Raw genomic sequence first — 6,151 nt, 5'->3', positions numbered from 1 at the left:
GCTAAAAGGTGTTTAAAAATCCGACAGACTAAAAAATTTCAATGAATCTGCCTATATAAAATTTTTTCCATCATTTCTAAACAATTGTTGATTTGACATAGAATGATACTATTGCTAATTATTTTTCATAATTCAAATAGGAGGGATATTTATGCTTACAAAAGATGAGGTAGTCGATTTTCTGCAACAGATGATTGGCGAATATGAAAAAATCTGCTCTACCTATAATCCGTCTTCAGAAATTGTCAAAAAAAAATTTGATACGCCGATGGGACCACTTTATCTGAACCGTTCTGAGGGTGAGACCTTTGACAAAGCTACATCTATTTACTGCGACCTTAAAATAGAAACACCTCCTGTGCTTGCAGAAGAATTGGGACAACAGGGAAGCACTGCTGATGCAATGGTATTGGAACTTCATTTTTTCCCTGTAAATCCGCACATTCCAAAAGCGTATATTGAACTTCGGGCAAATATAACTGACAAGGTAGTGTTGGCAGGCGGTACTGACATTAAACCTTATTTTGACACTGAAGAAGACATAAAATACTTTGCTGATGCAATGAAAGAGCTCTGCAAAAGGCATGGCAAAAGCTATGACTCTCTTCAGAAGGTTAGGGCTGATTTCTTCAAATCAAAATATTCAGGAGAAAAAGTTGGAAGTCATGCCGGGATATATTCATTTCATCTTGAAGCAGAGGATTTCCCCTTTTATAAGGATATGGGAGAGACTTATATCAAACTTGTAAGAGAGTTAACTGAGAAGAGAAAAGATCAAAAATATACAGATGACGACATAAACTGCAAACTTAAACAGCATGGTGAGTGGGTGCAGTGGACTCTTCTTGAAGATGATGGGACGATATTTGGATTAAAAAAGGGAATACCTGCTGAAGCCCTTCTTGGCGCAATACTGCCTCCTTTAGCGAAGTTTTAGAAATTAATTGGGAGAAAGGTTATGACCCTAAAAAATGAATTCGTAGATTATGTAAAAAACGAGGTAGGAATACCCCTTGTTGGAGTAGTGGCGCCGGAGGATTATCCTTCAGAGGATTATGAAAGAATTGCCGCTGTGCAAAGGATTTTTGCAAAGGCGACACCGCTTTCCGGAGGAATAGATACTGTTTTTCAACCAAAAGATTTTCTGCCTGAAGCGAAATCTGTTATAATCACGGGATCTCCAGCATATATCGAGAAAGTATATACTTATGAGCAATGTAAAAGGGATTTACTTGGCTGTGCAGAAGCCACTCATGTGAATACAAATTATCTTCAAAACAATGGCGAGCGCAATGCAAAGATAATCGATTTTTTAAAGGATAGGGGATATCAGTGTTTTTCCCTGACTGCAGGCGGTTTCCCTCTAAAACTGATGGCTTCCAAATGCGGAGTCGGTTTCTATGGGAAAAATGCCATAATTCAGCATCCTAAATATGGCGCTTGGATATCGCTATCAGGATATATTACAGATGCAGACCTTGAACCGGACAGTCCGCTCGATATGGATTGTGGTAAATGCGACCTTTGTATGAAAGCATGTCCCACCAATGCATTGAGCACTCCTTATGTCTGCGATATGACAAAGTGCATCGACTTTCATCTTGGCCATAACAAACATTTTATTCCTTATGAAATTCGCGAAAATTGCGGAAATCTTCTTGGAGAAGGCTGTACAATTTGCCGTGATGTCTGTCCGAAGAACAAAAATCTTACTCCTCTTGAAGATTTTGAGGTTTCGATGGAACTAATGCATCCTAAAATGCTTGATGTATTGAAAATCAGCGATGAAGATTGGGAAAGAGGCTTTGCAATGACTCTTATGGGATTCTTTCTAATGGATAAAAAATATTTGATTAGAAATGCCGCAATTGGATTAGGTAATTTTCAAGATGAGCGGGCAGTTGAACCCCTTGGCGAAATTCTGAATGCCGGGCCAAATAAAGCTCGAGGTTATGCAGCTTGGGCACTTGGTAGAATTAGAGGTAGAAAATCTCGTGATTTATTAAATTCTGCATTGAATAATGAAGAGGATGAGGATATAAGAGACGAGATAAAATTTGCACTTGAAATGTTGGGATGAGAATTTATAAAGCGGAGGGTTTTTCTTTATGCCAAATGTTATCCACTTTAATCCTAAGAGATGCACTTTGTGTAAAAGGTGCGAAACAGCATGTTCGAATAAGCATTTTAATGTTTTTACAAGTTTTTATTCAAAGATCAAAGCTGTTGAATTTGAAGAGGAGCAGTCTTACTATCCGATAACCTGTTTCCAATGTGATGACCCACCTTGTTTGCCTGCCTGTCCAGTAGGAGCAATTGAAAAGAATGAGGATACAGGGGTTGTTACAATCAATGAAGAAGAATGCACAGGATGTGGCGCCTGTATAGATGAGTGCCCAATAAAACATATCTTTGCTTACGATGATTTTGGACATGCGATCAAGTGCGACTTTTGCGGCGGCGAACCTGAATGTGTCAAATTTTGTAAAGACCGTGCAATAGAATGGAGAGAAATAACAGAGGAAGAAAGGGCAGAAAGAGAGAAACTTTTTACAACTTTAGCAGAGAAACTGAAGGAGGTAAAGGCATTATGAAAGGATGGACAGGAAAGATATTAAGAATAAATCTTACAGAAGGTGCACATAAAGTTGAAGATTTGGATAAGGAGTTGGCAAAGAAATATATAGGAGGGCGAGGAATCGGCTCAAAGATGCTGCTTGATGAAGTTGATCCCAAGGTTGATCCGTTTTCACCGGAAAATAAGATGTTTATATTTACCGGACCACTTACAGGAACAGGTGCTCCTTGTGCGGCGCGGTTTATGGTAGTGACGAAGTCTCCTCAGACAGGTACTATTGCATGTTCGAATTCAGGAGGTTATTGGGGCCCTGAGCTTAAAGCAGCAGGATATGACGGCATAATAATTGAAGGAAAAGCTGAAAAGCCAACATATATTTGGATTCAAAACGACAAAGTTGAATTGAGAGATGCAGGCGAAATATGGGGTCAGGATACGCATAAAACAACACGGCTGGTCAGGGAAAAGACAGATCCAAGGGCTAAAGTTGCCTGCATTGGGCCGGCAGGAGAAAAACTCGTACTAATGTCTGCAATCATAAATGATACAAACCGTTCTGCGGCAAGGTCAGGTGTAGGCGCTGTGATGGGTTCCAAAAATCTCAAAGCAATAGCTGTTCATGGTACAAAGGGGTTTTCAGCTGCAGAGGGGTTCAGAGAAGCAAGCCTTGAAATGGCAGCGCTTTTTAAGGGTGATGTAGCCAAAGGTTATGGCTATTTCGGCACATCTATGGCAGTTGATTACTGTAATGCAGTAGGCATCTTTCCTACCAATAATTATCGCGAAGGCGTATTTGAAGGAGCAAATAACATAAATGGGCAAGCCATAAGAGATAAGATTTTGGTTAGAAAAAAGAGCTGTCATGGTTGTGTTCTTGGCTGTGGGAGAGTAAGTAGAGTAACAGAAGAAGGTTTTGAGGGCTATGGTGAAGGTCCCGAGTATGAAACTATTTATGCTTTTGGGTCGGCATGCAATATCGACAATATCAATGCTATTGCAAAAGCCAATTTCATCTGCAATGAACTTGGTATGGACAGTATCTCTGTCGGCGTAACGATTGCAACAGCAATGGAGCTTTATGAGAAGGGTAAACTTACAAAGAACGATGTGGGGATGGAGCTCAAATTTGGTGATGCAAAAGCGATGGTTGAACTTACAAGGAAAACAGGACTTCGTGAAGGATTCGGCGATGAGCTTGCTCTTGGAAGCTACCGCCTTGCAGAAAAATATGGGGTGCCTGAAATTTCAATGACATCCAAGAAAATGGAAATTTCCGCCTATGACCCACGAGGTTCAAAAGGAATGGCGCTTACCTATTCAACAAATCCGCGCGGCGGTGACCATACAAGAGGAGCTACGGTTTTTGCCGAAGTTTTTGGAATTCCCAAGAAGGTTAAATCAAAGACAGAAGAAGGGAAGGGTGAGCTTGCAAGGGATTTTCAAAACTTGAATGCTGCAATTGACGCCACCGGGGCCTGTATGTTTGCAACAGTTGTCGTTCAGCATGAACCATTTGCAAAGATTTTGAGCGCAGCAACAGGTGAAAATTTTTCATATGAAGATTATGTGAAGGCTGGAGAGAGAATTTGGAATGTAGAACGACTGTTTAATGTGCAAGCTGGATTTACAAGAAAAGATGATTCCCTGCCTCCTCGTGTCATTAGTGAACCTCTTCCTTCAGGACCTTCTGCTGGGTTGACCGTGGATTTTGAAAAGATGCTGAACGATTATTATACAGCGCGCGGCTGGGACGAAAACGGTGTGCCAACAAAAGAAAAACTTGCCGAGCTTGGCATTGAATAGTAGATAAATATAAATCGATTATCAGATAATTCCTTCTCTCTTTAGCAGGGAGAAGGAATTTTTTTATGATGAATATTTCAGTTTTGCTCTGAGACATTTTACTTCGCTATTTGATAAACTTTTCTTTTATGGTATAAGCAAAATATGGACCCTCTTAAAAAGCCTTATCTTTTTTGGGATGTTGATGCTGATAAAGTTGACCTGAAGAGAAACCGGAATTTTATTATCGAACGAATTTTGTCTCGCGGAGATATCGATGACTTCCAGTGGATGATGAGGACATACGGGATTAATGAAGTCAAAAAGGTTTTTCAAAAAAAAATAGACAAACTTGATCCCAAATCAATTAATTTCTTTTGTTTGTATTTTGATATTCAAAAACCGTTATGTACACAAAAGCAATCAATGAAAAAACAAAATCCCTTTTGGCGAAAATAAGATCGCTAAGATTTGTTTCAGATTTTTATTTGGCAGGCGGGACTTCTCTTGCCATTCAAATCGGGCACAGACAATCCATAGATCTGGATTTTTTTTCAAAAGGTTCTTTTTCAGTCCCTGACATTAGAAAAGAATTGTCTAATCTAGGAGAATATATAGTTGTCTATGAAGATAATAGGACATTGGATATAGTTTTAGATGAAGTTAAAGTTAGTTTTTTTCATTATGATTATGACCTGCTTTATCCCCTCATTGACTTTGAAAATATTAAACTTGCTGATATTCGCGATATTGCGGCTATGAAGATATCTGCTATTTCCTCTCGCGGATGCAAAAAAGATTTTATTGATCTTTTCTTTCTTCTTGAAAAATATTCACTTGAAGAACTTTTGAGTTTTTTTGAAAAGAAATATAGCAAAACAAAATATAACAAAATGCATATCTTGAAGAGTTTGGTTTTTTTTGATGATGCAGAGGAAGAGCCGATGCCCGTTATGCTAAAATCTGTTGATTGGAAAAATATTAAGAAAAAAATAATAATCGAAGTCAGAAATTATCCGGAAATTGAAAAGTGAGAAAAAGCGGTTTTTGATTTTTTTCAGCAATGTCTTTATTATAAGATCTTTTTATGATGAAGAAAAAATATATTTTTTTTAATCTGTTAATACTATTATTAATTGGTTCTAATGCCTTTGCAGTTACTCCTAAAATATCTCTTACGCGTTATGGGGGGTGTCTTTTAAAGGATGACGGGACTGTGTGGGTTTGGGGAGATAATAGATTTAATCCTGTCCAGATATTTGAAGAATCAGGCGAGGCTCTTAAAGATGTTTCTGATATTGCAGGTGGAATCGATGGACTTGCATTAAAATCAGATGGAACAGTTTGGGCGTGGGGCGCAAATGGTGATGGACAGCTTGGAGACGGGACTACGACAGATAAGTATTATGCTGTTCAGGTATTGGATGAATCAGGAAATCCTTTTACTGGAGTATCAGCGATTTCTAAAGGTGAAGGTATAGGAGCGATGTCTAGAGGTCAAAGAGGTGGTTATATAGGTGGTAGTTTTAATGTTGCATTGAAGGAAGATGGAACAGTTTGGGCGTGGGGCGCAAATGGTGATGGACAGCTTGGAGACGGGACCACGACAGACAGATTAAATCCAGTACAAGTAATTGATGCGCAAGGCAATGCGTTAAGCGATGTTTTAGCGATTTCAGCAGGTTATTTACATACAGTTGCATTAAAATCAGATGGAACAGTTTGGGCGTGGGGCGCAAATGGTGATGGACAGCTTGGAGACGGGACTACGATAGATAAGTATTATGCTGT

Annotated in this window: 7 protein-coding genes; all 7 read left to right on the top strand. The window is 39.1% G+C overall.

The genetic code is table 11. From position 1 onward, the window contains the following. The first annotated feature begins 151 nt into the window (after positions 1-151). Entirely contained in the window at positions 152-937 is a 786-nt protein-coding gene (locus D6734_03180) for a coproporphyrinogen III oxidase (GenBank protein ID RMF96853.1), read from the top strand. Between the two features lie 21 nt (positions 938-958). Further along, positions 959-2,080 carry a hypothetical protein gene (locus D6734_03175; GenBank protein ID RMF96852.1) on the top strand — a complete coding sequence of 374 codons (1,122 nt, stop codon included), beginning with the start codon at positions 959-961 and terminating at the stop codon, positions 2,078-2,080. A gap of 28 nt (positions 2,081-2,108) precedes the next feature. Beyond that, a complete protein-coding gene (locus D6734_03170) occupies positions 2,109-2,594 on the top strand; it encodes a 4Fe-4S dicluster domain-containing protein (GenBank protein RMF96851.1) in 486 nt (161 codons plus the stop codon). After that, entirely contained in the window at positions 2,591-4,381 is a 1,791-nt protein-coding gene (locus D6734_03165; GenBank protein RMF96850.1) for an aldehyde ferredoxin oxidoreductase, read from the top strand. Before D6734_03170 ends, D6734_03165 begins: the two co-directional genes overlap by 4 nt. Before the next feature lie 144 nt (positions 4,382-4,525). After that, entirely contained in the window at positions 4,526-4,819 is a 294-nt protein-coding gene (locus D6734_03160) for a hypothetical protein (protein RMF96849.1), read from the top strand. After that, entirely contained in the window at positions 4,768-5,394 is a 627-nt protein-coding gene (locus D6734_03155; protein RMF96848.1) for a hypothetical protein, read from the top strand. Before D6734_03160 ends, D6734_03155 begins: the two co-directional genes overlap by 52 nt. A gap of 53 nt (positions 5,395-5,447) precedes the next feature. Further along, on the top strand, positions 5,448-6,151 hold a 704-nt coding region (locus D6734_03150), incomplete at its 3' end, for a hypothetical protein (protein ID RMF96847.1).

This window comes from Candidatus Schekmanbacteria bacterium, from assembly GCA_003695725.1.
Lineage (GTDB): Bacteria > Schekmanbacteria > GWA2-38-11 > GWA2-38-11 > J061 > J061.
This window is presented reverse-complemented; position numbering and strand designations above follow the sequence as displayed.